The sequence below is a fragment of the Micromonospora sp. CB01531 genome, assembly GCF_001905095.1.
Lineage (GTDB): Bacteria > Actinomycetota > Actinomycetes > Mycobacteriales > Micromonosporaceae > Micromonospora.
This window is the reverse complement of record NZ_LWLS01000127.1, coordinates 155,924-179,050: the sequence shown is the minus strand read 5'-3', so window position 1 is coordinate 179,050 and position 23,127 is coordinate 155,924. Positions and strand designations below refer to the sequence as shown.

Annotated in this window: 19 protein-coding genes; 6 read left to right on the top strand and 13 right to left on the bottom strand. The window is 73.0% G+C overall.

The features are described from left to right. Window positions 1-8 precede the first annotated feature (8 nt). Genes A6A27_RS38775 through A6A27_RS38765 form a run of 3 tightly spaced genes read right to left on the bottom strand, consistent with a single transcriptional unit; the run spans window position 9 to window position 2,505 of the window. A complete protein-coding gene (locus A6A27_RS38775) occupies window positions 9-653 on the bottom strand; it encodes a NeuD/PglB/VioB family sugar acetyltransferase (RefSeq protein WP_073839625.1) in 645 nt (214 codons plus the stop codon). After that, the gene (locus A6A27_RS38770) at window positions 650-1,819 is read right to left on the bottom strand and encodes a DegT/DnrJ/EryC1/StrS family aminotransferase (RefSeq protein WP_073839624.1); all 1,170 of its coding nucleotides are present in this window, start codon (window positions 1,817-1,819) and stop codon (window positions 650-652) included. Before A6A27_RS38770 ends, A6A27_RS38775 begins: the two co-directional genes overlap by 4 nt. After that, complete coding sequence (locus A6A27_RS38765; RefSeq protein WP_073839701.1) at window positions 1,816-2,505, bottom strand: sugar transferase; 690 nt, start codon at window positions 2,503-2,505, stop codon at window positions 1,816-1,818. The genes A6A27_RS38770 and A6A27_RS38765 overlap by 4 nt, the downstream gene beginning before the upstream one ends. Window positions 2,506-2,721: 216 nt before the next feature. Between A6A27_RS38765 and A6A27_RS38760 the strand changes: the two genes are divergently transcribed. Next, the gene (locus A6A27_RS38760) at window positions 2,722-3,675 is read left to right on the top strand and encodes a DUF389 domain-containing protein (RefSeq protein WP_073839623.1); all 954 of its coding nucleotides are present in this window, start codon (window positions 2,722-2,724) and stop codon (window positions 3,673-3,675) included. Window positions 3,676-3,681: 6 nt separating this feature from the next. Here A6A27_RS38760 and A6A27_RS38755 read toward each other — a convergent pair whose 3' ends face one another. Further along, window positions 3,682-4,113, bottom strand: a complete 432-nt coding sequence (locus A6A27_RS38755; protein ID WP_073839622.1) for a hypothetical protein — start codon at window positions 4,111-4,113, stop codon at window positions 3,682-3,684. Between the two features lie 215 nt (window positions 4,114-4,328). Then, entirely contained in the window at window positions 4,329-6,782 is a 2,454-nt protein-coding gene (locus tag A6A27_RS38750) for a Tex family protein (protein WP_198940634.1), read from the bottom strand. Window positions 6,783-6,930: 148 nt separating this feature from the next. Between A6A27_RS38750 and A6A27_RS38745 the strand changes: the two genes are divergently transcribed. After that, on the top strand, window positions 6,931-8,442 hold the full coding sequence (locus tag A6A27_RS38745; RefSeq protein ID WP_073839621.1) for a deoxyguanosinetriphosphate triphosphohydrolase family protein: 1,512 nt from the start codon (window positions 6,931-6,933) through the stop codon (window positions 8,440-8,442). On the opposite strand, the gene A6A27_RS38740 is transcribed toward A6A27_RS38745, so the two are convergent. The 5 genes from A6A27_RS38740 to A6A27_RS38725 all read right to left on the bottom strand — a co-directional run bounded on the left by A6A27_RS38740 (window position 8,443) and on the right by A6A27_RS38725 (window position 13,848). Continuing rightward, entirely contained in the window at window positions 8,443-9,585 is a 1,143-nt protein-coding gene (locus A6A27_RS38740) for an MBL fold metallo-hydrolase (protein WP_073839620.1), read from the bottom strand. A 123-nt stretch (window positions 9,586-9,708) separates the two neighbouring features. Continuing rightward, the gene (locus A6A27_RS43915) at window positions 9,709-9,882 is read right to left on the bottom strand and encodes a hypothetical protein (RefSeq protein WP_241825661.1); all 174 of its coding nucleotides are present in this window, start codon (window positions 9,880-9,882) and stop codon (window positions 9,709-9,711) included. A 540-nt stretch (window positions 9,883-10,422) separates the two neighbouring features. Next, window positions 10,423-11,184 carry a succinate dehydrogenase/fumarate reductase iron-sulfur subunit gene (locus A6A27_RS38735; RefSeq protein ID WP_073839619.1) on the bottom strand — a complete coding sequence of 254 codons (762 nt, stop codon included), beginning with the start codon at window positions 11,182-11,184 and terminating at the stop codon, window positions 10,423-10,425. Continuing rightward, window positions 11,181-13,115, bottom strand: a complete 1,935-nt coding sequence (locus tag A6A27_RS38730) for a fumarate reductase/succinate dehydrogenase flavoprotein subunit (RefSeq protein WP_073839618.1) — start codon at window positions 13,113-13,115, stop codon at window positions 11,181-11,183. Before A6A27_RS38730 ends, A6A27_RS38735 begins: the two co-directional genes overlap by 4 nt. Window position 13,116: 1 nt before the next feature. After that, window positions 13,117-13,848 (bottom strand): succinate dehydrogenase cytochrome b subunit, encoded by a 732-nt coding sequence (locus A6A27_RS38725; protein WP_198940633.1) that lies wholly within the window; start codon window positions 13,846-13,848, stop codon window positions 13,117-13,119. A gap of 29 nt (window positions 13,849-13,877) precedes the next feature. Here A6A27_RS38725 and A6A27_RS38720 point away from each other — a divergent pair, with 29 nt between their 5' ends. Then, the gene (locus tag A6A27_RS38720; RefSeq protein WP_073839617.1) at window positions 13,878-14,816 is read left to right on the top strand and encodes a LysR family transcriptional regulator; all 939 of its coding nucleotides are present in this window, start codon (window positions 13,878-13,880) and stop codon (window positions 14,814-14,816) included. Here A6A27_RS38720 and hrpA read toward each other — a convergent pair. Next, window positions 14,813-18,859 carry an ATP-dependent RNA helicase HrpA gene (gene hrpA, locus A6A27_RS38715; protein WP_073839616.1) on the bottom strand — a complete coding sequence of 1,349 codons (4,047 nt, stop codon included), beginning with the start codon at window positions 18,857-18,859 and terminating at the stop codon, window positions 14,813-14,815. The two genes, A6A27_RS38720 and hrpA, sit on opposite strands and share 4 nt — an antisense overlap. Window positions 18,860-19,021: 162 nt before the next feature. On the opposite strand from hrpA, the gene A6A27_RS38710 reads away from it, so the two are divergent. Next, on the top strand, window positions 19,022-19,489 hold the full coding sequence (locus A6A27_RS38710; protein ID WP_241825660.1) for a cytidine deaminase family protein: 468 nt from the start codon (window positions 19,022-19,024) through the stop codon (window positions 19,487-19,489). Window positions 19,490-19,495: 6 nt separating this feature from the next. Here A6A27_RS38710 and A6A27_RS38705 read toward each other — a convergent pair whose 3' ends face one another. Next, window positions 19,496-19,855: a YciI family protein gene (locus A6A27_RS38705; RefSeq protein WP_073839614.1), complete on the bottom strand. Its 360-nt coding sequence runs from the start codon at window positions 19,853-19,855 to the stop codon at window positions 19,496-19,498. Between the two features lie 37 nt (window positions 19,856-19,892). After that, window positions 19,893-20,825, bottom strand: coding sequence for a MerR family transcriptional regulator (locus A6A27_RS47015; protein ID WP_073839613.1), 933 nt, complete (start codon window positions 20,823-20,825; stop codon window positions 19,893-19,895). 129 nt (window positions 20,826-20,954) lie between these two features. Here A6A27_RS47015 and A6A27_RS38695 point away from each other — a divergent pair, with 129 nt between their 5' ends. Together A6A27_RS38695 and A6A27_RS38690 are read left to right on the top strand one after the other, a co-directional pair. Next, window positions 20,955-22,001 carry a FecCD family ABC transporter permease gene (locus A6A27_RS38695; protein WP_073839612.1) on the top strand — a complete coding sequence of 349 codons (1,047 nt, stop codon included), beginning with the start codon at window positions 20,955-20,957 and terminating at the stop codon, window positions 21,999-22,001. A gap of 55 nt (window positions 22,002-22,056) precedes the next feature. After that, entirely contained in the window at window positions 22,057-23,127 is a 1,071-nt protein-coding gene (locus A6A27_RS38690; protein WP_241825659.1) for a FecCD family ABC transporter permease, read from the top strand.

The window sequence follows — 23,127 nt, the reverse complement described above, 5'->3', positions numbered from 1 at the left end:
GACGTCGGTCAGCGAGCCGGTACGCCCTTGACCACCGCACCCTCCGGCACGTCCCGGACGACGCAGGCGCCGGCGCCGACGGTGGCGTCCCGGCCCACCCGCAGGCCTTGCAGCACGGCCGCGGTCGTGCCGACCAACACGCCCTCGTCCACCCGGCAGTCGCCGGAGACGGCGGCGAGCGGGTTCACCGAGACGAAGTCGGCCAGGACCGAGTCGTGGCCCACCGTCGAGTTCTGGTTGAGGTGCACGTGCCGGCCGATGGTGACGTTGGTGGTGACTCGGGCGCCGGGAAAGGCGACGAAGCCCGGTCCGAACTCGGTGGCGGGCCCGGCCGTTGCGGTCGGGTGGACCAGGCCGGCGGCCGGTGTCCCGTACCGGTCGACGCGGGCCGCGACCGCCCGCCGGACCCGTGGGTCGCCGATCCCGATCACGTGGTGGGTGCCGGGCGGCGCGTCCCGCAGCCAGTCGGTCCCGCCGAGATAGGGGACTTCCAGCCGCTGGACGCGTTTCAGGTTCTCCTCCGAGGGCCGGTCGTCGACGAAGCCGAGCAGCCGCCACCCCGGTCCGGTCGGGCCGGCGTTCACGTCCAGCGCGATCGTCAGGATCTCCCGACCGTGCCCCCCGCAGCCGATGACCACCAGCGGTACGGTCACGACGTCGCCCTTCCCGCCCGCTCTGTCAGGAAGTCGTCGATGGTGCCGAGCACGCGGGCGATCTGTTGCTCGGTGAGCGAGCTGCCACTGGGTAGGGCCAATCCGTCGGCGAAGAGCCGGTCGGCCGCCCCGGTCAGCAGGCTCTCCGCGCCAGCGTACGCCGGTTGCCGGTGCATCGGTTTCCAGACCGGGCGGGTCTCGATGGCCCGGTCGGCGAGATGGTCGGCCAGTTCCTCCACCCGCCAGCCGGATCGCGCGGCATTCACTGTCAGCACGGTGAGCCAGCAGTTGGCATCGCGGTCCTCGGCGCCGAGCAGCGTGACCCCCGGTACGGGTGCGAAGAGCTTCGCGTACCGGTCGCGGAGCTGCCGCCGGCGGGCGATCATCCCGTCGAGCCGGAGCAGTTGGGCACGGCCCAGCGCGGCGAGCAGGTTGCTCAACCGGTAGTTGTAGCCGGTCTCCCGGTGCTCGTAGTGCCGGGCCGGTTCCCGGGCCTGGGTGGACAGCTGCCGCGCCCGAGTGAGCAGCGCCAGGTCGTCGGAGACCAGCATGCCCCCGCCCGAGGTGGTCATGATCTTGTTGCCGTTGTAGGAGAGCACGCCTGCGCGGCCGAAGGAGCCGGCCGCCCGGCCACCGTGGATGGCACCCAGTGCTTCCGCGGCGTCCTCGACGACCGGGACCTGCGCGGTGGCGCAGACCGGCAGCAGCGCGGTGTAGTCGGCGCAACTGCCGAAGAGGTCGACCGGGACGACCGCCCCGACCCGCTGTCCGCAGGCGTGGAGCCGAGCCAGCACCTCGGCGACGAGGGCGACATCGAGGTTGCCGGTCTGCGGGTCACAGTCCACGAAGACCGGTCGGGCCCCGGTGTAGCGGACCGCGTTGGCCGTCGCGACGAACGTCAACGTCGGCACGATGACCACGTCGCCCGGTCCGACCCCGACGCCGAGCAGCGCCAGGTGCAGCGCGGCGGTGCCGGAGCTGACCGCGACGGCGCCCTGCGTGCCGACCCGGTCCGCGACCTCCCGCTCGAAGGCGTCGAGATCCGGACCGACCGGCGCAATCCAGCCGGACCGCAGCGCCGCGATCAGGTACCACTCCTCGAGCGGCCCGACATCGGGCGCGGACAGGTGGATGGTCCATCGGTCACCTCCGCCGGGAGTCGTCATACCGGCGCCCGGTCCCGGCCACCAGCCTCGACCAGGCTCCGCGTACCGAGGAACTCGGGCGCGGTGGCGCTGCCCGCCGCGGAGATCCCGTCGCGCCGCAGGACTGTCCGGACCGTGGCGAGGAGGATGGCGAGGTCGATCCGCAGATTCCTGCTGTCCACGTACCGGACGTCGAGGTCCAGCTTTGCCTCCCAGGTCAGGCTGTTCCGGCCGTTCACCTGGGCCAGTCCCGTCATACCAGGCCGTACCTCGTGCCGCCGGGCCTGCCAGGGGGAGTAGCGGGCAAGGTACTCAGGCAGCAGAGGACGCGGGCCCACCAGGCTCATGTCCCCGCGCAGCACGTTCCACAGGGTCGCGAGCTCGTCCAGGCTGCTGGCCCGCAGAAAGCGGCCCAGCGGGGTGAGCCGGTCGGCGTCCGCGACCAGACCGCGCCGCGGGTCGATCGGCAGCATCGAACGGAACTTGACAAGCTCGAAGATGGTGTCGTCCCGACCGATGCGGGCCTGCCGGAACAGGACGGGCCGGCCGAGTCCGACGGCCACCACGAGCGCCACCAGTGCCATCAGCGGCGCGGTGAGGACGAGCAGGACCAGCGCCGCCACCACGTCAATTGTGCGCTTGAGACGATCCGGCCGGGTTCGAGCCGTCGGGCGGACCGGCGCGTCCAGCAGAGCGGACGTCGGCATCGTCGCCACCTCCACGTGTTCCATCACCGTCGGTTACCGAAAGGTTCTATCAGCCATAAAACAGTCAAAACCGGCGAAACGCGGATCCGCCGTCGGACACGGACAGTTCAACCGATGTTGCCGGGCAGAGGACGCGGCCTCGGGCGTGGTCGCGCGATTCCCCGCCCAGCCGTCGGCAGTAGAGTGCTCCGGGGTCGACCGGTGAGAGGAGAGGCGTTGCTGCACCTCAGGGTGATCGTGCCCCCGGAGCAGTCGCGCGCCGTCGTCGACCTGTTGGCGGCCGATCCCGGCGTGACCCATCTCGTGGTGCTGCCCGGTGTCGCCCAACAGCCGGCCGGCGACTACCTCACCTGCGACGTGGTCCGGGAGAGCGCCGACAACGTCCTGCGGCGGCTCCAGGAACTCGGCGTCGAGGCGCGTGGCGGCATCTCCGCCGACGACGTCGAGGTGACGCTCTCGGCGGCGGCGGAACGGGCCGCCCGGGAGGCGCCGGGGCACGGGGAGGATGCACTGGTCTGGGACGAGATCGCCGCGAAGACCGGCGAGCAGACGGTGCTCAGCGGGACATTCCTGGCTCTCATCATGGTGGCCACGATGATCGCCGGTATCGGCGTGCTGCTCGACCAGCCGATCCTGATCGTCGGGGCGATGGTGGTCGGCCCCGAATTCGGCCCGCTCGCCGCACTCAGCGTCGCACTGCTGCGGCGCAACTGGCGAGTGGTCGGCCGGTCGGTGCAGGCCCTGGTCGTCGGGTTCCTGGCCGCAATGCTGGTGACTGTGCTGAGCACCTGGGCGTTGACCGCGGCAGGTCTGGTCAGCCGGGCCACGCTGCTGGCGCCCCGGCCGCTGACCGACTTCATCTGGCGGCCGGACGCACTCTCCTGGGTGGTCGGCCTGCTCGCCGGTGTCGCCGGCATGCTCTCCCTGACCTCGAAGAAGTCCGGCGCGCTGGTCGGGGTGCTGATCTCGGTGACCACCGTGCCGGCCGCCGCGAACGTGGCCGTGGCGGCGGCGTACGGCGTATGGCAGGAGGCGGCAGGTTCGTCGCTCCAGCTGATGATCAACCTGCTCGCGATCGTGCTGGCCGGCCTTGCCACCCTGGTCGTACAGCAGCTGTGGTGGTGGCGAATCCGCCACCGGGCGGCCGGATACCGGGCCGCCGGGGGCTGAGCCGGCTCAGGCCCAGTCGTCGCCCGCTGCCAGCCGCCGGGTGAGCAGGTCCCGCAGCGCCATCGACTCCCCGTCCCGGCCACCGCGCCCGACAACCAGTGGCGGCGGGGACGGCTCGGGGTCGGCCCCGAGCAGCCGCGACCGGAGGCTGGGCGGCACGGTCAGCAGATAGAACCGGCCCTCGGCGTCGACCGCCCGACTGCGCGCCCGGTCCACGTACCACCCCGTCAGCCGGGTGCGGTAATGGGCGCGGCCGTCGTAGGACGTCACGGTCAGCCGGTCCGGGCGCAGGCCGCGCCGGGTCGCCTCGGCCGCGAACCGGGCCACCAGCTCCGCCGCCTCGGCCTGCTCGGCGGCGCGCTGCCGGGCGTCGGCCTCGGCGTGCGCCCGCACCGCGCGGCGCTGCCGCTCCCGCCACTCCAGGCCCTCGTCCGCCACGTGTGCCACGGTACGCGGGCCTTGCCGGCCCGCCGCCGGGACGCCCTCGCAGCACGGCTGGCCGTGAGCCGTCCGGTGCCCGCGCCGCCTCAACCGGCGCGCCCGGTCCGCCACCCGGTGCCGTCAGCTCCGGGCGGTCCGCTTCCGGTCGCGCTGTCGAGCTGACGCGTTCCGGCGATCCGTTGACGACGTCAGCTCGACAGCGTGGCCCGAGGTCAGGCCAGGCCGGCGCGGCGCAGCGCGTCCGCCATGGCGCTGTTGGCCGGGGCCGGTGCTCCGCCGCCGCGCCCCGGCCGCTGCTGCGGCCCACCGCGCGAGCCACCCCGGTCCCCGCGCGGCGCACCGCCCTGACCGCCGCGCTGACCGTCGCCCTGACCACCGCGTTGACCGTCGCCCTGGCCGCCGCGCTGGCCGCCCCGCGCGCCGCCGCCCTGGCCACCGCGCTCCCGCCGGCCGTCAGCCGGGCGGCCACCGCCGGCGGGCGCCTCGTCGTCCAGCCGCAGGCTCAGCGAGATGCGCTTGCGGGGTACGTCGACGTCGAGCACCCGGACCCGGACCACGTCGCCGGACTTCACCACGTCCCGCGGGTCCTTCACGAAGGTGTGCGACATGGCCGACACGTGCACCAGACCGTCCTGGTGCACGCCGACGTCGACGAACGCGCCGAACGCGGCCACGTTGGTGACCACACCCTCCAGCACCATCCCGGGCTTCAGGTCACCGATCGTCTCGACCCCCTCGACGAACGTCGCCGTCCGGAACTCGGGGCGCGGGTCGCGGCCGGGCTTCTCCAGCTCGGCGAGGATGTCGGTGACGGTGGGCAGGCCGAACGTCTCGTCGACGAAGTCGGTCGCCTTCAGCCCGCGCAGGATCCGGCTCTGCCCGATCAGCGAGCGGACGTCCTGCCCGGTGTGGGCGAGGATCCGCCGCACCACCGGGTACGACTCGGGGTGCACGCTGGAGGAGTCCAGCGGGTCGTCGCCGCCGGGGATGCGCAGGAAGCCCGCGCACTGTTCGAACGCCTTCGGCCCGAGCCGGGGCACCTTCCTCAGGTCGGCCCGGGTGCGGAACGGCCCGTTGGCGTCCCGGTGCAGCACGATGTTCTCCGCCAGCCCGGCACCGATGCCGGAGACCCGGGTCAGCAGGGGAGCAGAGGCGGTGTTGACGTCGACGCCGACCGCGTTGACGCAGTCCTCGACCACCGCGTCCAGCGAGCGGGACAGCTTCACCTCGGACAGGTCGTGCTGGTACTGCCCGACGCCGATCGAGCGTGGGTCGATCTTCACCAGCTCGGCGAGCGGGTCCTGGAGGCGGCGGGCGATGGAGACCGCGCCGCGCAGCGATACGTCCAGCTCGGGCAGCTCCTGCGAGGCGTACGCGGAGGCGGAGTAGACCGACGCGCCGGCCTCGGACACCACCACCTTGGTCAGCTTCAGCTCCGGGTGCCGCTTGATCAGGTCGCCGGCCAGCTTGTCGGTCTCCCGGCTGGCGGTGCCGTTGCCGATCGCGATCAGCTCCACCTGGTGCGCCGCGGCCAGCTTGGCGAGGACGTCGATCGAGGCGTCCCACTGCCGGCGCGGCTCGTGCGGGTAGATCGTGTGGGTGGCGACCACCTTGCCGGTGGCGTCCACCACCGCCACCTTCACGCCGGTCCGCAGACCCGGGTCCAGGCCCATGGTCGCCCGGGTGCCGGCGGGCGCGGCCAGCAGCAGGTCGCGCAGGTTGGTCGCGAACACCCGCACGGCCTCCTCCTCGGCCGCCTGCCAGAGCCGCATCCGCAGGTCCGCGCCGAGGTGGATGAGGATCCGGGTCCGCCAGGCCCAGCGCACCGTGTCGGTCAGCCACTTGTCCGCCGGGCGCCCCTGGTCGCTGACCCCGAACCGGCCGGCGATCGCCGCCTCGTACCGGGTCGGGCCGCTGGCCACGGCGTCGGAGTTACCCTCCGACTCCGGGTCCATGGTCAGGTCGAGCACGCCCTCCTTCTCGCCGCGCAACATGGCGAGGATCCGGTGCGAGGGTAGCTTCGGGTACGGCTCGGCGAAGTCGAAGTAGTCGGCGAACTTGGCGCCGGCGCTCTCCTGGCCGTCGCGTACCCGGGAGACCAGCCGGCCCCGCGACCACATCTGCTCCCGCAGCGTGCCGATCAGGTCGGCGTCCTCGGCGAACCGCTCGATGAGGATGGCCCGGGCGCCCTCCAGCGCGGCGGCCGGGTCGGCCACCCCCCGGTCCGCGTCGACGTAGCCGGCGGCCGCCTCCCGCGGGTCCAGCGTCGGGTCGCCGAGCAGTGCGTCGGCCAGGGGCTCCAGCCCGGCCTCGCGGGCGATCTGCGCCCGGGTCCGCCGCTTGGGCTTGTACGGCAGGTAGATGTCCTCGAGCCGGGACTTCGAGTCGGCCGCCATGATCTGCGCTTCCAGCGCCTCGTCGAGCTTGCCCTGGGACCGGATCGACTCCAGCACCGCGGCGCGTCGCTCGTCCAGCTCGCGCAGGTAGCGCAGCCGCTCCTCGAGGGTGCGCAGCTGCGCGTCGTCGAGTGAGCCGGTGGCCTCCTTGCGGTATCGGGCGATGAACGGCACGGTGGCGCCGCCGTCGAGCAGCTCCACGGCCGCCCGCACCTGACGTTCGGCGACGCTGAGCTCGTCGGCGATCCGCTGATGAACAGACTGGGTCACGATCTGATCCGCCTTCTCGGGTGGGTTCCGTCGTGCATTCTGCCGTCCGCCCCCGACGTCCGCGCCACCCCGTCCACGGCGAGTCGCCGCGCGGGCGCAGCATCGACCCGTCGCTGCTGGCCGGTTCGCTGCGCTACCGTGGGCGATCATGGAACAACCTGCGGATCCGCGGGCCCGACGGCTCTTCGGCGGCAGCGCCCGGGCGCTCGGCGACCTGGCCGCCAGCCCGTTCCGGACCGACCGGGACCGGATCGTCGCGTCGCCGTTCTTCACCCGCCTGGGCGGGGTGACCCAGGTGGTCAGCCCGGGCGGGTCCGGCCTGCTGGTGCACAACCGGCTCACCCACAGCCTGAAGGTCGCCCAGGTGGCCCGGGCGATCGCCGAGCGGCTGACCGCCGAGGAGGCGCACCGCGAGCTGCTGGAGAAGCTGGGTGGCTGCGACCCGGACGTGGTGGAGGCCGCCGCGCTCGCCCACGACCTCGGCCATCCGCCGTTCGGGCACCTGGGGGAGCGGGTGCTGGACCGGCTGGCCCGCCAGCGCCTCGGGCTGCCCGACGGCTTCGAGGGCAACGCCCAGTCGTACCGGATCGTCACCAGTACGGAGATCCGGGGCGCGGCGACCACCGGCCTGGACCTGACGGCGGCGGTCCGGGCGGCGATGCTGAAGTATCCGTGGACCCGCCTGGACCACCCGGACCCGCACCCGCGACACCTCCACCCGGCGCCCCGCGGCGCGGCCGCCCCGCCCGACGACTCGGAGAGCGGGTCGGCGAAGTTCGGCGCGTACCGGACCGAGGTGGACGACCTGCGGCAGGCCCGGGAGCCGTTCGCCGGCCGGATCCCGGACTGGCAGCAGACCCCGGAGGCGTCCATCATGGACACCGCCGACGACATCGCGTACGCCATCCACGACGTGGAGGACTTCTACCGGGTCGGGGTGCTCCAGCAGGGCGCGGTGGCCGCCGAGCTGATGGCCTGGCAGCGGGAGAGCGGCCACTTCCGGGCGATCACCGGCGCCGCGCTGACCGCCGCCGGCCGGCGCCCCGGGGCGGCCATCGAACGGCTGCGCCGCCAGCTGCACCGCAAGGACGCCTGGATCGCCGACGACGAGGCGTTCGCCGCCGCCGTGGAACACGTCCGCGAGGAACTGGTGGAGGGGCTGCTGGCGCTGCCGTTCGACGGGTCGATCGAGGCGGAGCAGTACGTGGCCCGCTTCTCCGCCCGCTGGTCCACCCGGTTCGTCGAGGCCATCACGCTGACCCCGGAGCCGGACGTGCGCTCCGGCCACGTGCTGCTGGCCAAGGCGCAGTGGCACGAGGTGCAGGTGCTCAAGTTCGTCCACCACCGGTTCGTGCTGGCCCGCCCCGACCTGGCCCTGCACCAGCGGGGCCAGGCGCGGCTGCTGGGCAGCCTGGTGGAGGCGCTCTGGGAGTGGCTGCTCGACCCGGAGGAGGAGTCCCGGTTGCCCCGCCGGCTGCACGACCTCGTCGAACTGGCGGAGGCGGAGCTGCACCCGCGTACGCCGGACCGGATCGGCCGGGCCCGCGGCCGGGCGATCGTCGACTTCGTCGCCCAGCTCACCGACGGGCAGGCGGTGGCGATGCTGGACGCGCTCTCCGGCCGCTCCGGCGCGCTCTGGACCGACGCCTTCGTGCTCTGATCAGGCGACCGCCTGCCACCAGCCGTCCACCGGCGGCGGGTCGTCCACCACGACGCGCTCGCCCGGGCGTGGCACCGCCAGCCGGACGTCGCGGGCCTTCGCCTCGGCCCACAGCCGGTCCACCGGCTCGGACCAGTCGTGCAGGGCGAGGTTGAAGGTGGCCCAGTGCACCGGGAGGAGCAGGTCGCCGCGCAGGTCGAGGTGGGCGGCGACGGCCTCCTCCGGGAACATGTGGATGCTCGGCCAGGCCCGGTCGTACGCACCGATCTGCATCAGCGTGACGTCGAACGGACCGTGCTCGGCGCCGATGCCGGCGTAGCCGTCGAAGTAGCCGGAGTCGCCGGTGTAGAAGACCTTCCGGTGCGCCCCGGCCACCACCCAGGAGCTCCACAGCGTGCCGTCGCGGCGCAGCCCGCGCCCGGAGAAGTGCTGGGCGGCGGTGGCGGTGACGGTCAACCCGCCGACCCGGTGGCTCTCCGACCAGTCCAGCTCGACGATCCGCCCCGCCGGTACGCCCCACCGGTCCAGGTGGGCACCGACGCCGAGCGGAACCAGGAACGGCGCGGACTGGTGGGCGAGCAGCCCGCGCACGGTGGCCAGGTCCAGGTGGTCGTAGTGGTCGTGGGAGATGAGGATGGCGTCGACGGGGGGCAGCTCGTCGAGGCGTACCGGCGGCTGGTGGATGCGGCGCGGCCCGATCCGGGCCGACGGGGAGCAGCGGTCGCTCCACACCGGGTCGAGCAGCACCCGGTGTCCCTCGATCTCGACCAGGGCCGACGCGTGGCCGTACCAGACGATGCTCAGCTCGCGGGCGGTGTCCGCCGGGGCCGGGTCGGCCGGCCGCAGCAGCGGGACGGGACCGTCCGGCCGCCGCTTCTGCTTGCCGAACAGCAGCTCCCTGAGCAGGTTGCGGCCCGGGTCGGCGACCATCGTCCGGGTGCCCGCCGGGTTGTGGAAGGTGCCGTCGCGGAACTGGGGGGAGCGGGCGGCACGGGCCGCCCGGGCACCGGTGAGCCGGCCCCCGAGCTGCAGCGGCACGTCCCGGCCCACCCAGGCCACCCCGGCCAGGGCGGCCACGCCGGCCATCCGCCACAGCCGCCGGCCCAGCGCCCGCTCGACCGCCTGCTCCTCGGTTGTGCCCATCGCCGTCCCCTCCCGTGTCCCGCAGGCCACTGCGGCCGCCCGGGCCGCCGCCGAGTACACGGTAGCCACCCGCGCGCCGGTTCGCCTCCGTTGATCACCACCATTCGATCACCACCGTCCGGCTCACGGCGTGAGCACGACCTTGACGCAGCCGTCCCGCTTCTGCTGGAACATCTCGTACGCCTGCGGCTCCTGCGCCAGCGGCAGCCGGTGGGTACGCAGGTCCTCGACGTCCAGCGGGTCGTCGGCGCCGGCGAGCAGCGGCAGGATCTCGTCGACCCCCGCCTTGTCGGTCATGGCCTGCCTTCATGCCTCTTTGTCCCCTCTTCGGTGCCGTCCACGGGGCTGCTACCCGCGACGAGGGACTTGAACCGGCGGGCCGCCCGTCACCCGGCTCCCGGCGGCCGGCGACTCCGGGTCCCGCGGCCTCGCTGACGCCGGACAGTTGGGTGTGCGGGGACGCTACGAACTTGATGACCCAAACGACTGACCTCGGCCGAGGACCGCGGGCGAACCGGACCGAGGACGGCAAGCGGGGACCTGCGGCCGATACCGAGCGGGCGACGGGCCGAGGACCAAGCGGGCGACAGGCCGAGGGCCGAGCCGCAGTCCTCTCGGCCCATGCCCTGCCGGAGCGGGCTGGTCATCGGCGCCGAATCGGATACGTCATCAAGTTTGTAGCGAGTCGAGAGAAGCATGCCGGCTCGCCGCCGATCGGGGTCGGGAAGGCCGGAGCCGGCCGCGCCCGCGTACTCCCGGAAAAGGCCGACCGCCGCACCCGTGGAAGTGGGTGCGGCGGTCGGTGGGGTCGGACTGCGGGCGGACCCGCCGCGGGGCTCAGGAGCCCGGGGTGCCGGCGCGCTTCGCGGTCGCCTTGAGGTAGTCCCGGTTGAGCCGGCCGATGGTGTTCAGCGGGATGCCCTTCGGGCAGGCCGCCGCGCACTCGCCGATGTTGGTGCAGCCGCCGAAGCCGGCCTCGTCGTGCGCGTCCACCATGCCGATCACCCGGGTGTACCGCTCGGGCTGGCCCTGCGGCAGCAGCGACAGCTGGGTGATCTTGGCGGCGGTGAACAGCATGCCGGAGCCGTTCGGGCAGGCTGCCACGCAGGCGCCGCAGCCGATGCAGGCGGCCGACTCGAAGGCGGCGTCGGCGTCGGCCTTGGCCACCGGGCTGGCGTGGGCCTCCGGGGCGCTGCCGGTCGGCGCGGTGATGTACCCGCCGGCGGCGATGATCTGGTCGAAGGCGTTCCGGTTGACCACCAGGTCCTTGACGACCGGGAAGGCCCGGGCACGCCACGGCTCGATGTCGATCGTGTCGCCGTCGGAGAACTGCCGCATGTGCAACTGGCAGGCGGTGGTGCCGCGCTGCGGCCCGTGCGCCTCGCCGTTGATCATGAGGCTGCACATGCCACAGATGCCCTCGCGGCAGTCGTGGTCGAACGCGACCGGCTCCTCGCCCTGGAGGATCAGCCGCTCGTTGAGCACGTCGAGCATCTCCAGGAAGGACATGTCCGGAGACACGTCGTCGACCTGGTAGGTCACCATCCGACCCTTGTCCTCAGGGCCCTGCTGGCGCCAGATGCGCAGGGTCAGATTCACTTGTAGCTCCGCTGCGTGGGGTGGACGTATTCGAACTGCAGGTCTTCCTTGTGCAGCACGGGCTGGTCGCCGGTGTACTCCCAGGCCGCCACGTAGGCGAACCGGTCGTCGTCGCGCTGCGCCTCACCGTCCGGGGTCTGGTGCTCGGCCCGGAAGTGGCCGCCGCAGGACTCCTCGCGGTGCAGGGCGTCGATGCACATGAGCTCGGCCAGCTCGAAGAAGTCGGCCACCCGGCCGGCCTTCTCCAGCGACTGGTTGAGCCCCTCGCCGTCGCCTGGGACGCGGACCCGCTGCCAGAACTGCTCGCGCAGCGCGCGGATCTCGTCGATCGCCTTGCGCAGCCCGGCCTCGCTGCGCTCCATGCCGCAGTGCTCCCACATGATCTGGCCCAGCTCCCGGTGGAACGAGTCCACGGTCCGGTCGCCGTTGATGGAGAGCAGCTTCTGGATCCGCTCCTCGACGGCCGCGCGGGCCGCCACCACCTCGGGGTGGCTGGCGTCGACCTGCTCGAACGAGCCGGCGTTCGCCAGGTAGTTGGGCAGGGTGTTCGGCAGCACGAAGTAGCCGTCCGCCAGGCCCTGCATCAGCGCCGAGGCGCCGAGCCGGTTCGCGCCGTGGTCGGAGAAGTTCGCCTCGCCGATCACGAACAGGCCCGGGATGCTCGACTGGAGGTCGTAGTCCACCCAGAGGCCACCCATCGTGTAGTGCACGGCGGGGTAGATCCGCATCGGGACCTCGTACGGGTCCTCGCCGGTGATCCGCTCGTACATCTCGAAGAGGTTGCCGTACTTCGCCTCGATGGCCTTGCGGCCGAGCCGGTTGATCGCGTCGGCGAAGTCCAGGTAGACGCCGAGCCCGCTCGGGCCGACGCCACGCCCCTCGTCGCAGACGTTCTTCGCGGCGCGGGAGGCGATGTCGCGGGGGACCAGGTTGCCGAAGGAGGGGTAGATCCGCTCCAGGTAGTAGTCGCGCTCGTCCTCGGGGATGTCCTTGGCGGGGCGGTCGTCGCCCTTGGCCTTCGGCACCCACACCCGGCCGTCGTTGCGCAGCGACTCGCTCATCAGGGTCAGCTTCGACTGGTGGTCGCCTGAGACCGGGATGCAGGTCGGGTGGATCTGCGTGTAGCAGGGGTTGGCAAAGTGCGCGCCCTTGCGGTGCGCCCGCCAGGAGGCGGTGACGTTGCAGCCCTTGGCGTTGGTGGAGAGGTAGAAGACGTTGCCGTAGCCGCCGGAGGCGAGCACCACGGCGTCGGCCATCTCGGTGGTGATCTCACCGGTGACCAGGTCGCGCACCACGATGCCGCGCGCCCGGCCGTCGACGACGACCAGCTCCAACATCTCGTGCCGGGCGTTCATCTCCACGTTGCCCAGGCCGATCTGCCGCTCCAGGGCCTGGTACGCGCCGAGCAGCAGCTGCTGGCCCGTCTGGCCCCGGGCGTAGAAGGTGCGCTGTACCTGCGCGCCGCCGAACGAGCGGGTGTCCAGCAGGCCGCCGTACTCGCGGGCGAACGGCACGCCCTGGGCGACGCACTGGTCGATGATGTTGACCGAGACCTCGGCCAGCCGGTGCACGTTCGACTCGCGGGAGCGGAAGTCGCCGCCCTTGACGGTGTCGTAGAAGAGCCGGTGCACCGAGTCGCCGTCGTTGCGGTAGTTCTTGGCCGCGTTGATGCCGCCCTGGGCGGCGATCGAGTGGGCCCGGCGCGGGCTGTCCTGGTAGCAGTAGGACTTGACGTGGTAGCCCTGCTCGGCCAGGGTCGCCGCGGCCGAGCCGCCGGCCAGACCGGTGCCCACCACGATCACGGTCAGCTTCCGGCGGTTGGCCGGGTTGACCAGCTTCGCCTCGAAGCGGCGGCGCTCCCAGCGGGTCTCGATGGGGCCGTCCGGGGCCTTGGTGTCGGCGATCGGGTCGCCCTCGGTGTAGAGATCCATGTCAGGCCACCAATCCGGTGAGTACGGCGAACGGGACCACCAGGTAGCCGGCGACCAGCACGACGGCGAAGACCAGCGCGGCGGTCCGGGCCCGGCGCTCGCCCTTCGGGGTCTGCTGGCCGAGGCTGCGGAACGCGCTGAACGCGCCGTGGCGCAGGTGGAAGCCGAGCGTGACGAGGGCCAGGACGTAGAAGAGGGTGACGTACCAGCGCGACGGGGCGAAGTCGGCGACCACGTTGCCGTACGGGTTGCTCGGGTCGCCCTGCGGGTTCAGGTGACCGGTGGTCAGGTCCAGGATGTGGTAGATCACGAAGAGCAGGATGATCACCCCACCCCAGCGCATCGTGCGGGCCGCGTAGTTCACGTGGATCTTGCGGCGGTGCGCGTACGCCACCGGGCGGGCGGCCCGGGAACGCATCGCCAGCACGGTGGCGGCGCCGATGTGCGCGAGCACGGCCACGGTCAGCACGGTGCGCTGGATCCACAGGTACCAGGTCGACGGCAGCAGCGGCGTCCCGAGCTCGCGCAGCCAGTGCGCGTAGTGGTCGAACGAGGTCTCGCCCGTGAAGATCTTCAGGTTGCCGAGCATGTGCACGACGAGGAACAGCACCAGGAGAATGCCCGTCACCGCCATGACGACCTTGAGGCCGACGTTGGAGCGGATGGGCGACCGAGTTTTCGTGATTACCACGCAACCGACGCTAGGAGTACTTTGATCAGTCGTCCAATGCATCGACCGCGCAGTCTTGATAGCCATAAGCTATGGAGATGCAGCTCCATCAGCTTCGGTACTTCGTCGCGGTCGCAGAAGTACGACATTTCACCCAAGCTGCCGACCTCGTGGGCATTACCCAGCCCTCGTTGAGTAAGCAAGTTCACGCCCTGGAGGCCGACCTCGGGGCCCCGTTGTTCGAGCGGGTAAGGGGCAACATCGCCCTCACCGCGGCCGGCGAGGTGCTGCTGCCGCTGGCCAAGCGGATCCTCGCCGACGTCGACACCGCCACCCGCGAGGTGCAGGAGCTGGTGGGGCTGCGCCGCGGCCGGGTCCGGCTCGGTGCCACGCCCAGCCTCGCCACCTCGCTCGCGCCGCCGGTGCTGCGCCGGTTCCGCGACGCCCATCCCACCGTCGATCTGCGGGTGGAGGAGGGTGGCTCCCAGGACCTGGTCCGCGACCTGCTCCGCGGCGACCTCGACCTGGCGCTGATCATCATGCCGTCGGCCGGCACCGATCCGGGGCTGCGCGCCGACCCGATCCTGCGGGAGAGCCTGGTGGTCGCCTCGGTGGACCCGCTACCGGCCGACCCGGTCACCGGCGAGCTGCGCATCACGGATCTGCGCGACGAACCGCTGGTGATGTTCCGCGAGGGCTACGACCTGCGCGACGCCACCCTCCAGGCGTGCCGGGAGGCCGGCTTCGAGCCCCGGCTCGCGGTGGACGGCGGCGAGCTGGACGCGGTGCTCAGCTTCGTCGAGGCGGGGCTCGGAGTCGCGCTGGTGCCCGGCATCGCGGTGGCCCGCCGGCCCGGCATCCGGGTCACCCGGCTTGCCCGGCCCGGCGTACGGCGGACCATCGCGGTGGCCCGCCGCCGTGATGTGGTGCCCACCCACGCCGGCCGCGAGCTGCGTCGCATCCTGCTGGAGTACGTCCACGACGCGACCGCCGACAACCAGCTCCCGCCCGGTGTGGAGCCCTTGCCCTAACGCCCCTCGGCCTCGTCCATCGCCCGGTAGATGCGCTGCTCGGACACCGGATACGGGGTGCCGAGCGCCTGGGCGAACACGTTGACCCGCAGCTCCTCGATCATCCAGCGGATCTGCCGGGCCGCCGAAGACTGCCGCTTGGCCGGCGGCAGCGCGGCCAGCAGGTCCTGGTACTCCCGCTGCACCACGGCGATGCGGTCCTGCTGCTGCTTGTCCCGCTGCGGGTTGCCCGGCAACCGGTCCAGCCGCCGCTCGATCGCGGTGAGGTAGCGCAGCAGGTCGGGCATGCGGGCGTACCCGGCCTCGGTGATGAAGCCCTTGTGCACCAGGCCGCCGAGCTGGTTGCGGATGTCGGCCAGGGCGGCCACCACGGCCAGGTTCTTCGTCGCGCCGAGCCGCTGCTCCACCGCGTACGCGGCGGCGAGCACCTGACGGACCCGGCTCATCACGTCGACCACGGTGTCGACCAGGTCGGCGCGGACCCTGTCGCGCAGCGCGGCGAACCCGTCGGCGTCCCAGGCCGGGCCGCCCGCGTCCGCCATCAGCTTGTCGATCGCCGCGCCGGTGGCGTCCTCGATGAGCGCCTGCACCCCGCCGTGCGGGTTGCGGCTGAGAGCCAGCTTGGCCTCGTTGCTCAGCCGGCCCTGCAGGAACTTCGCCGGCGACGGCAGGGTCAGCCGGAGCAGTCGGCGGGTGCCGGCCCAGTGCGCGGCCTCCTGCTCGGCCGGGGAGTCGAACACCTTCACCCCGACCGTGGTGCCCTCGTCGGCCAGGGCCGGGTACGCGGTCACCGCGTACCCGGCGCGGACCTGCTCGATGGTGCGCGGCAGGGTGTCGAGGCTCCACTCGGTGAGCCCGGTCCGGGCCACGTCCGGCGCGGCGGCGGCGACGACCTGGCGTACCTCCTGGCGGAGCTGGCGTTGCAGGGCCGGCAGGTCCTTGCCCTCGGCGACCGGCTTCTCGTCCTCGCCGAGCACCCGGAAGGTGACCCGCAGGTGCGGCGGCAGCTTGGCCAGGTCCCAGGCGTCCGGCGGGACGGTCACCCCGGTCATCCGGCGCAGCTGCCGGGTGAGCGCGTCGAGCAGCGGCTCCTCGCCGGGGACGATCGCCGCCAGGGCCGCCCGGGCGTAGTCGGGCACCGGGACGAAGTTGCGCCGGACCGCCTTCGGCAGCGACCGGATCAGCGCGACGACCAGCTCCTCGCGCAGGCCGGGCACCTGCCAGTCGAAGTTCTGTGCCGGCACCTGGTTGAGCAGCGGCAGCGGGATGTCCACGGTGACCCCGTCGGTCGGGGTGCCCGGGTCGAAGGTGTAGGTCAGCGGGAGGGTCACCCCGGCGGCCCGCCACTCGTCCGGGTAGTCGGCCTCGTCGACCCCGCCGCGACCGGAGTTGATCAGCAGGTCGCGGGTGAAGGTGAGCAGGTCGGGCTGCTCCCGGCGGGTCTTCTTCCACCAGGAGTCGAAGTGCCGGCCGGAGACCACGTCGGCGGGGATCCGCTCGTCGTAGAACTGGAAGATCGTCTCGTCGTCGACCAGGATGTCCCGGCGCCGGGCCCGGTTCTCCAGCTCCTCCACTTCGGTGAGCAGCCGCTGGTTGTCCCGCCAGAACTGGTGGTGGGTCTGCCAGTCGCCCTCGACCAGGGCGTGCCGGATGAACAGTTCCCGGGACAGCGCCGGGTCGATCCGGCCGAAATTGACCTTGCGGGAGGTGACGATCGGAACGCCGAACAGGGTGACCTTCTCGTAGGCCATCACCGCGGCCTGCCGCTTCTCCCAATGCGGCTCGCTGTAGCTGCGCTTGACCAGGTGCTGGGCGAGCGGCTCCACCCACTCGGGCTCGACCCGGCCGGCGACCCGGCCCCACAACCGGGAGGTCTCCACCAGCTCGGCGGCCATCACCCAGCGCGGCGGCTTCTTGAACAGCGCCGAGCCGGGGAAGATCGCGAACTTCGCCCCGCGTGCCCCGAGGTACTCGTGCTTCTGGGCGTCCTTGAGCCCGATGTGGGACAGCAGGCCGGGCAGCAGGGACTGGTGCACCTTCGGGGTGTCGATCTCCTCCGGCAGGTCCGCCCCGGCCCCGCGCCGGCCACCGCCTCCGTCGGGCTCGGCCGCCGTGCCGCCGCGCCGGCCCCGCCGCCCGTCACCCGGTTCCGGGGTACGCAGCACCTGGCGCAGCTGGCTGACGATGTCCTGCCACTCGCGGACCCGCAGGTAGTTGAGGTACTCCGCCTTGCACATCCGGCGGAACGCGCTGGACGACAGGGCGCGCTGCTGCTCGCGCAGGTACCGCCAGAGGTTGAGGAACGCGACGAAGTCCGACTCCTGGTCGGCGAACCGGGCGTGCGCCTGGTCGGCCTGGGCCTGCTTTTCCGCCGGCCGCTCGCGCGGGTCCTGAATGGAGAGCGCCGCCGCGATCACGATCACCTCGGTGGCGCAGCCGTTCCGCTCGCCCTCCAGGACCATCCGGGCCAGCCGCGGGTCGACGGGGAGCTGGGCCAGCCGCCGGCCCAGCGGGGTGAGCCGCTTCGCCGGGTCGGTCTCGGCCGGGTTCAGCGCGCCCAGCTCGTGCAGCAGGTTGACGCCGTCGGTGATGTTGCGCCGGTCCGGCGGGTCGATGAACGGGAACGCCCCGACGTCGCCGAGCCCGATCGAGGTCATCTGGAGGATGACCGAGGCGAGGTTGGTCCGCAGGATCTCCGGGTCGGTGAACTCAGGTCGGGACTCGAAGTCCTGCTCGTCGTAGAGGCGGATGCAGATGCCGTCCGAGGTACGCCCGCAGCGGCCCTTGCGCTGGTTGGCCGACGCCTGGGAGATCGCCTCGATCGGCAGCCGCTGCACCTTCAGCCGGCTGGAGTAGCGGGAGATCCGGGCGGTGCCCGGGTCCACCACGTACTTGATGCCGGGGACGGTCAGCGAGGTCTCCGCGACGTTGGTGGCGAGCACCACCCGGCGCCCGGTGTGCGGGGCGAAGACGCGGTGCTGCTCGGCGGTGGAGAGCCGGGCGTACAGCGGGAGGATCTCGGTGCCCAGCAGGGACCGTTTCTTCCCGACCAGCTTGCCGAGCGCCTCGGCGGTGTCCCGGATCTCCCGCTCGCCGCTGAGGAAGACGAGGATGTCGCCGGGCCCCTCGGCGGCCAGCTCCTCGACCGCGTCGCCGATGGCCTGGATCTGGTCGCGGACGTTCTCCTCGTCGGCCTCGTCCTCCTCCTCGGTCTCGGTCACCTCGACCAGCGGCCGGTACCGCACCTCGACCGGGTAGGTCCGCCCGGACACCTCGACGACCGGCGCGGGGTTGCCCTCGGCGTCGGCGAAGTGCCGGGCGAACCGGTCGGTCTCGATGGTCGCCGAGGTGATGACCACCTTGAGGTCGGGACGGCGGGGGAGGAGCTGCTTCAGATAGCCCAGAATGAAGTCGATGTTGAGGCTGCGCTCGTGCGCCTCGTCGATGATCAGCGTGTCGTACTGGCGCAGCATCCAGTCGGTCTGCAGCTCAGCCAGCAGGATGCCGTCGGTCATCAGCTTGACCAGGCTCTGCTCGCTGACCTGGTCGGTGAAGCGCACCTTGTAGCCGACGACATCGCCCAGCTCGGTGCCGAGCTCCTCCGCGATCCGGTCCGCCACCGTACGCGCGGCGAGCCGGCGGGGCTGGGTGTGCCCGATCAGTCCGTTGATCCCACGCCCCAGCTCCAGGCAGATCTTGGGCAGCTGGGTGGTCTTGCCGGAGCCGGTCTCGCCGGCCACGATCACCACCTGGTGGTCCCGGATCGCGGCGGCGATGTCGTCCTTGCGCTCGCTCACCGGCAGCTGCGCCGGATAGGTGACCGCCGGCACGGCGGCCCGCCGGGCGGCCAGCCGCGCCTCCGCCCGCGCCACCTCGGTGGCGATCTCGGCGAGCGCCGAGTCGCGCCGCTGCGGGTCCCGCAGCTTCCGGACCCCGTCCAGCCGCCGCTGGAGCCGGCGCTGGTCGCGGAACATCAGGGGGGAGAGGCGGCGGTGCAGGTCGCGGACGGCCTCGGGTGCGGCGGGTGCGGCTGGATTCTGCATGTCGTCGCCAAGGATAGGCAGCCGCCGGGCGCAGCGCTCCCGGGTTACCGGCCGGGCCGGGGTGACGCGCCCCGACCACGTCCCGCGCGTGCCGTCCCAGGTCGGGCCGGGTCGCCGGGCTAGAGTGGCCGCCGATCGAGGTTGACGACGGACGGGATGATCATGCGCGACACCGACCGGGCACTGGTGCAGGCCGCCATGGCCGTTGCCAAGCTGCGCTGCCGCAGTGACAACCACACCGTCGCCGCCGCCGTGCGAAGCACCGACGGTCGGGTGTTCAGCGGGGTGAACGTCTACCACTTCACCGGCGGACCGTGCGCGGAACTGGTGGCGATCGGTGCCGCCGCCACGCAGGGCGCCGGCGACCTGGAGACCATCGTCGCGGTGGGGGACCGGAACCGGGGCGTTCTCGCGCCGTGCGGTCGCTGCCGGCAGGTGCTCGCCGACTACTTCCCGTCGATCAAGGTGATCGTCGGCCCACCGGACGGGCTGCGCGTGGTCCCGGTGACCGATCTGCTGCCCGAGACGTACGTCTGGTCGGACCACCAGCTGGACGTGCCGGCCGTGCCGCGGACCGGGGTGTGGCCGATGCCGGTGGTGCCGGGCAGCCGCCAGGCCCCGGAAGACTGAGCCGGGTCAGTCGCCCGACGCCACCTCCAGCATCGACCGGGGGACCGGCACCTGCTCGAAGCGCAGGTTGCCCTCCGGCACCATCCAGCTCATCACCAGCGGGACCAGCCGCCCCGCCCGTACGGCCGGGTCGTTGGCGTAGAGCTCGCGGGCCATCTGCGGGTCCACGGAGAGCACGGCGAAGCCTCGGATCCGCTCGTCGTCGCCGCCGAGGAACGGGCCGGCGGCGAGGAGGGCGCCCTGCTCCACCAGCCCGGCCTGGTGGGCCAGGTGCGCGTCCTGCAACCGGTCGGCCGCGTCCCGGGGCAGCTCGGGCGGGTCGTCGGGACGGACCAGGAGGACGACGGTGTGCTGGTCGAATCGCATGCTCCCAGCGTAGGAGCGCAAACCAGTCGAAAAGGGGCTACGCCGAGGTCCGGGCCCGCAGCGCGCGGATCGACCAGTCGAGGACCGGCGCCAGGCTCTCGGTCGTCGGCCAGCCGTTGACCACCGAGAGCAGGTGCAGGTAGCGCTCCCGACGGGGATCGTTCGCGGCGTCCAGCCGGTCCAGCAGCCGCCGCCGGAGGTCGACGTCGTCCGGCCGGCCACAGAGGTGCGCGTACCGGCTCGTGAGCGCGGCGACGACCCGGTCGGCTCGGGGCGAGGCCGGGTCGACGCCGGCGGCCAGCGCCTCCTCGACCTCGGCCCGGGCCAATGCCACCGCGTCGCGGCGTACGCCCGGCGCGTGGGCGTGGTCCGCCGCGTGCTGCTCCGCCAGGTGCCGCAGGCTGGCCCGGAAGTCCGGGTCCTGGGCCATCTCGGCCAGCTCCACCCAGGCCTCGACCTGGTCGGCGTCGGGGTTGTCCGGCAGGTCGGGGGTCAGCGAACGCCTGATCCCCGCGTACGTGGGGTTGCCCGCCTGGCCGGCGAAGGCGGCGTCGAGGAATTCGTCGATCAGCCGCCGACGCTCGTCGGCGGAGAGCCTGGCCAGCTTGTGCATGAGCGCCATCTCCTCGGGTGTGGAACCGCGCCGGGCCACCGCCGTCAACACCGCGCGCCGCAGGCGCAGCACCCGGATCTGTGCCGCCAGTGCGTCGGCGTGCGCCGCAGCGACCTCGGGCAGCGAGACCTCCCGGTCCACGATCCGGCGGATCGTGGCCAGGTCCAGTCCGAGGTCGCGCAGCGTGCGGACGAGATCCAGGCGGGCGAGGGCATCCGGGCCGTAGCGGCGGTGGCCGGTGGGGCCACGGTCGGTCGGCGACACGATCCCGCGGTCGGAGTAGAACCGGATGGTCTTGACCGTCAGGCCGGTCCGCCGGGCCAGTTCGCCGATCGAGTAGCGCGTGTCGCCGTTCATACCCTCACCCTGGCGTCTCCCCCCACGGGAGGCGCAACCCGTCGGCTGAAGATCGACGATCCCGAGTTAGGTTCACCTAACCTCGTCGGCTAAGGTAAGGCGAACCTAAGCCGAGAGGGAACTTCGTCCGTGACCACCGTCGCCGTCCGGCCCGAGCGGGCCGACACCCCGGCCCGCCGAGGCGTCAGCCGCCGTCTCGCGGTCACCCTGGTGGCGGCGCTCCTGCTCGCCGTCGCGCTGCTGGCCAGCCTGGCGCTCGGCAGCCGCCCGCTCCCCGTCGACCAGGTGTGGGCCGCGCTCACCGCCCCGGACGGCGGCGAGGCCAGCACCATCGTCCGGGAACTGCGGCTGCCGCGTACCGCCCTGGGACTGGTGGTCGGGCTGGCGCTGGCCGTCGCCGGGGTGCTCTTCCAGGCCGTCACCCGCAACCCGCTCGCCGAGCCGCGCATCCTCGGGGTCAGCGCCGGCGCGTCCTTCGGCGTGGTGCTGGCCATCGCCGTCTTCGGTGTCGGGACCCTCACCGGGTACGTCTGGTTCGGCATCGCCGGGGCGTTCCTCGCCGGCCTGCTGGTCTTCGCCGTCGCCAACCGGACCCGCGAGGGCGCCAGCCCGGTCACCCTCGCGCTGGTCGGTGCGGCCCTCGACGCTAGTCTCGGCGCCGTCGTGTACGCGCTGCTCAGCATCGACGCCCGCACCTTCGAGGAGTACCGGTTCTGGGTGGTCGGCGGCCTCACCGGCCGGGACGTCGGGGTCGCCGGGCAGGTGCTCCCGTTCGTCGTCGCCGGGGCGGTGCTGGCCGCCCTGGTCGCCCGGGGCCTCGACGCGCTCGCCCTGGGCGACGACGTGGCCCGCGGCCTCGGCCACCGGATCGCCCTGGTCCGCCTCGGCGCCGGCGTCGCCGGCGTGCTGCTCACCGGCGCCGCCGTCGCCGCCGCCGGACCGATCGCCTTCGTCGGGCTGGCCGTGCCGCACCTGGCCCGGGCCCTGGTCGGTGCCGACCACCGGTGGACCCTGCTGGTCGCCGGGCTGCTCGGGCCGGCCCTGGTGCTCGGCGCCGACATCCTCGGCCGGCTCGTCGCCCCGCCCGGCGAGGTACCCGCCGGCATCGTCACCGCCCTGATCGGCGCCCCGCTGCTCGCCGTCCTGGTCCGCCGCGCCCGGGTGGTGACCGCGTGAGCGCGAGGAGTGAGCCGGGTTTGCGAGCCCCGCAGTCGCGAACTGAGGAGACTCCGTGACTTCCACCCACGCGGGTGCCCGGAGCGCGTCGAGCGTCGCGCTGCCCGGACGGTCGCTGCTACGGATCGGGCCGGTGACCGTCCAGGTCCGCCGCCGTCCGGTGCTCGTCGCCGGCACGCTGTTCCTGCTGCTCGCCGGCTCCGTCGTGCTCAGCCTCTCGCTCGGCACCCCGTACGTCGCCCCGGCCGACGTGCTGCGCGCGCTCTCCGGGGCCGGCACCCCGTACGACCTCGTGGTGCTCGACCTGCGACTGCCCCGCGCCGTGCTCGCGGCGCTCGCCGGGGCCGCCTTCGGGGTGGCCGGCACCCTGATCCAGGGCGTGGCCCGCAACCCCCTGGCCAGCCCCGACGTCATCGGCGTCACCCAGGGCGCCGGGCTCGCCGCGACGGTGGCCCTCACCGGCGGCGCGGCCGCCGTCCTGGTGGCGCCGGCCGCGCTGCTCGGTGGCCTGGTCGCGGCGGTCCTGGTGTTCGCCCTCGGCGCCCGGCACGGGCTGGCGGCGCAGCGGTTCGTCCTGGCCGGCGTGGCGGTGGCGTTCGCGTTCCGTGCGCTGACCGAGGTGGTCATGCTCACCGCCGACCCGATCGACGGGCTGCGCGCCCAGCTCTGGCTGATCGGCACGCTGGCCGGCAAGGGGTGGACCGAGGCGGCCTGGATCGGCGGCACACTCGCCCTGCTGCTGCCCGTGCTGGCCTGGGCCGGCTGGGCGCTGCGCAGCACCGCCCTGGACGACGACACCGCCCGGGGCATCGGGCTGCGGCCGGTGGCCCGGCGGATCGGGCTGGCCGCCACCGGCGTGCTGATCGCCGCGACCGTCACCGCCCAGGTCGGCGCGGTGGACTTCGTCGCCCTGGTCGCCCCGCAGGTGGCCCGCCGGCTGGTCCGGGCGGAGCGGCCGCCGCTGCTCTGCGCGGCGCTGCTCGGGGCGCTGCTGCTGGTGCTGGCCGACCTCGCTGGCCGCCGCCTGTTCGCCCCCACCCAGCTCCCGGCCGGCGTGCTCACCGCCGCGATCGGCGGGCCGTACCTGATGTTCCTGCTGCTCCGGACCCGGAAGAGGGGGTCGTGA

Coding starts and splice junctions, on each gene's coding strand:
- A6A27_RS38770 (WP_073839624.1), bottom strand. CDS start 1,819: ATGACGACTCCCGGCGGAGGTGACCGATGGACCATCCACCTGTCCGCG.
- A6A27_RS38765 (WP_073839701.1), bottom strand. CDS start 2,505: ATGCCGACGTCCGCTCTGCTGGACGCGCCGGTCCGCCCGACGGCTCGA.
- A6A27_RS38745 (WP_073839621.1), top strand. CDS start 6,931: ATGGAACAACCTGCGGATCCGCGGGCCCGACGGCTCTTCGGCGGCAGC.
- A6A27_RS38740 (WP_073839620.1), bottom strand. CDS start 9,585: ATGGGCACAACCGAGGAGCAGGCGGTCGAGCGGGCGCTGGGCCGGCGG.
- A6A27_RS43915 (WP_241825661.1), bottom strand. CDS start 9,882: ATGACCGACAAGGCGGGGGTCGACGAGATCCTGCCGCTGCTCGCCGGC.
- A6A27_RS38730 (WP_073839618.1), bottom strand. CDS start 13,115: ATGGATCTCTACACCGAGGGCGACCCGATCGCCGACACCAAGGCCCCG.
- A6A27_RS38725 (WP_198940633.1), bottom strand. CDS start 13,848: ATGCATTGGACGACTGATCAAAGTACTCCTAGCGTCGGTTGCGTGGTA.
- A6A27_RS38720 (WP_073839617.1), top strand. CDS start 13,878: ATGGAGATGCAGCTCCATCAGCTTCGGTACTTCGTCGCGGTCGCAGAA.
- hrpA (WP_073839616.1), bottom strand. CDS start 18,859: ATGCAGAATCCAGCCGCACCCGCCGCACCCGAGGCCGTCCGCGACCTG.
- A6A27_RS38710 (WP_241825660.1), top strand. CDS start 19,022: ATGCGCGACACCGACCGGGCACTGGTGCAGGCCGCCATGGCCGTTGCC.
- A6A27_RS38705 (WP_073839614.1), bottom strand. CDS start 19,855: ATGCGATTCGACCAGCACACCGTCGTCCTCCTGGTCCGTCCCGACGAC.
- A6A27_RS47015 (WP_073839613.1), bottom strand. CDS start 20,825: ATGAACGGCGACACGCGCTACTCGATCGGCGAACTGGCCCGGCGGACC.